Below are 2371 nucleotides of genomic sequence, written 5' to 3'. Positions count from 1 at the left end.
CCACCATCGTTTTCAGAAAAAATTAAAGAACCTGAGTCCATACGAATATCGAACTCAGGCTTCTTAACTATGCGTTTTAATTACTGTCTACTTGACAGGGGTCAGTACATACATCCGGACTTTTATTATCTGTTCAATACTTCAATGTACGAAGCATTTCCAGTTGTTCTTAAAGCGGAGCGAAAATTATTATTTTCTAACGCCACAGCAACTTGTTGTAATTGCTGTGCATCATCATGATGAATAAGTAAGCTGTCAGCACCGCTTTCTTCTATATGAATGTGTTCAATATTTCCAATGGCATCATGTACAGCTTTTAAAAATTCAGGTTTCATGGTGTCCTCCTATATGTATGTAACGTTTTTATTTAGTATTTCCTTATTTTTGAAATATAAAAGTAAATGAAAGGAGAAATAAAATGAATATAAAGAAGTTTAACGAACATATAACATCACTATTTGGAGAGGACCTTCATAAATACGGCGATGATGAATATGGTTTTACTCATATAAGTAAAGATGAATTTCACAAAATCGGTTACACAACAAATTTGACATTAGAGACGATTGAAGAAGCGTATAAAAATGGAGTCGATATGATAGTTACACATCATGCACCATGGAGTTTTTTATTTGGTATGGAAGGGGCTTGTATTGAGAAATTGAAGCAATATGAAATGAATCATTTTTGGATTCACTTGCCGTTAGATTTTGTAAAGTTTGGCACGTGTACATCGTTATTTAACGGAATTGGGATAGATAAAATACTGGAATATTCCACGTATGAGGAAGAAGAACTACCGGGAATAGGAGAATATAAAGAAGCGATTCCTTTTTCAAACTTAGTTGGAAAACTTGAAGAAAAAATGGAAGAGAAAGTGAAGAGCTGGAGAAATCACGATAAACCAGTAAAACGGATTGCGATTTTAACCGGTGCAGGAAACAATACAAATTTGATTGAACGTGCATTAGAAAAAGGGTGTGACACGTACATAACAGGTGAAAAAACATTATATACAGTGCAACATGCGAAATTTAAAGGGATTAATTTAATTGTAGGCAGTCATACGTTTACAGAAGTGTTTGGTGTAGAAAGTTTGGCTCATAAATTACAAGACATAGACCCTGCAATAGAAATTATTAGAGTATATGAAGAGCATTTAGAGTGATAAAATCACGTTATCATAAATGAGATATGGAAGAAAGCCATTGTAATAAAATAAAATTTTTGTTTGTTATATTAGGATGGTTGGGAGGATTTCCCTTGCGTTTGTCAAATAATAGTAAAGTTGTCTTTTGAATTAAGGGAATCTTCCGAATTAAAGGGTGAGAGAATGGACATTTCAATAATCACTGCACAACTAGTTAAGGAAAAAGTTATTTCACATTATCCAAATAGCGTAAAAGCATTAAACGGGGGAACGGCAAGTACTATATATTTGTTAGATGAACAATACGTTGTAAAGTTGAATGAATCGGATGTCATACGTGAAGAAGCTTATTTTCTTCAGTTTTATAAAAAGGACGAATTATTTCCAAAGCTTTTATATAAGGAACCTTTAAATCGCTATATTGTTTACTCATTCCTTGAGGGCACAACTTCTTGCAAACTAGGCTATAAACGGAGTGTTCTTTGTAAACTTGTAAAAGAAGTTATCAATGAGTATGAAGTAGCTACAGAGGTTGATGGCTGGGGATGGAAAGAAAATCTCGTTCAATCTTGGAGTGAATTTTTAACAACAAATGTGATAGAAGCTCATGAAAATGTAAGGCGTTACATAAGTGAAGAAGAGTATAGAACGGTTCTTAAGTTAGCGAATAGGGACGCTGGAATAAATCAGCCATTTTTATTGCATGGTGATTTCGGATTTCATAATTTTATATTTCAAGAGAATAAACTGCACGGTGTAATTGATCCTTTACCAGTGTTAGGAGATCCTATATACGATTTAATTTACGCGTTTTGTTCGACTCCAGAAGATTTAACAAAAGAAACAATTCATTATGCGATGAAACAATGTGTATTTCATAAGAAAGCCCGTGATTTATATGAAGAAATAGTCATAGGCTTATATTTGCGTATAGATACATGTTTACGGCACCACCCGAAAGATTTAGAAGGTTACTTAGCAGCTTGGCGTTATTGGATGGGCGAAGTTAAGACGACTATATAGCACTAATATTTTTAGGGGAGATGGTGAGATGAATGTTGCAGAAGCGAAAAAGGATTTAGCAATAAAAACGAAGAGAGGCCTACCGATTATATGTACTGACCCCTGTCAAGTAGACAGTAATTAAAACGCATAGTTAAGAAGCCTGAGTTCGATATTCGTATGGACTCAGGTTCTTTAATTTTTTCTGAAAACGATGGT

The 2371-nt window shown here is 34.0% G+C and carries 3 protein-coding genes and 1 pseudogene; 3 read left to right on the top strand and 1 reads right to left on the bottom strand.

The genetic code is table 11. The annotated features are described in order from the left end of the window. Positions 1 to 125: 125 nt before the first annotated feature. Positions 126 to 335: a hypothetical protein gene (locus MR168_RS32645; RefSeq protein WP_000801642.1), complete on the bottom strand. Its 210-nt coding sequence runs from the start codon at positions 333 to 335 to the stop codon at positions 126 to 128. An 83-nt stretch (positions 336 to 418) separates the two neighbouring features. Here MR168_RS32645 and MR168_RS32640 point away from each other — a divergent pair, with 83 nt between their 5' ends. From MR168_RS32640 to MR168_RS34035, 3 genes and pseudogenes are all read left to right on the top strand, one after another. Next, positions 419 to 1168 carry a Nif3-like dinuclear metal center hexameric protein gene (locus tag MR168_RS32640; protein WP_086411998.1) on the top strand — a complete coding sequence of 250 codons (750 nt, stop codon included), beginning with the start codon at positions 419 to 421 and terminating at the stop codon, positions 1166 to 1168. Between the two features lie 165 nt (positions 1169 to 1333). Next, on the top strand, positions 1334 to 2173 hold the full coding sequence (locus MR168_RS32635) for a phosphotransferase (RefSeq protein ID WP_069604223.1): 840 nt from the start codon (positions 1334 to 1336) through the stop codon (positions 2171 to 2173). A 28-nt stretch (positions 2174 to 2201) separates the two neighbouring features. Continuing rightward, positions 2202 to 2264 (top strand): annotated as a pseudogene (locus MR168_RS34035) (DUF7010 family protein); the annotation flags it as partial. Positions 2265 to 2371 lie beyond the last annotated feature (107 nt).

This window comes from Bacillus cereus group sp. BfR-BA-01356 (genome assembly GCF_022663635.1).
Classification (GTDB): Bacteria; Bacillota; Bacilli; order Bacillales; family Bacillaceae_G; genus Bacillus_A; species Bacillus_A cereus.
Note: the sequence above shows the minus strand (reverse complement) of the source record. Positions and strands in the feature narration are given on the sequence as shown.

What these genes read in the sequence shown, in the direction of transcription:
- MR168_RS32635 (WP_069604223.1), top strand. Translation starts at nt 1,334, where the DNA reads ATGGACATTTCAATAATCACTGCACAACTAGTTAAGGAAAAAGTTATT.
- MR168_RS32640 (WP_086411998.1), top strand. Translation starts at nt 419, where the DNA reads ATGAATATAAAGAAGTTTAACGAACATATAACATCACTATTTGGAGAG.
- MR168_RS32645 (WP_000801642.1), bottom strand. Translation starts at nt 335, where the DNA reads ATGAAACCTGAATTTTTAAAAGCTGTACATGATGCCATTGGAAATATT.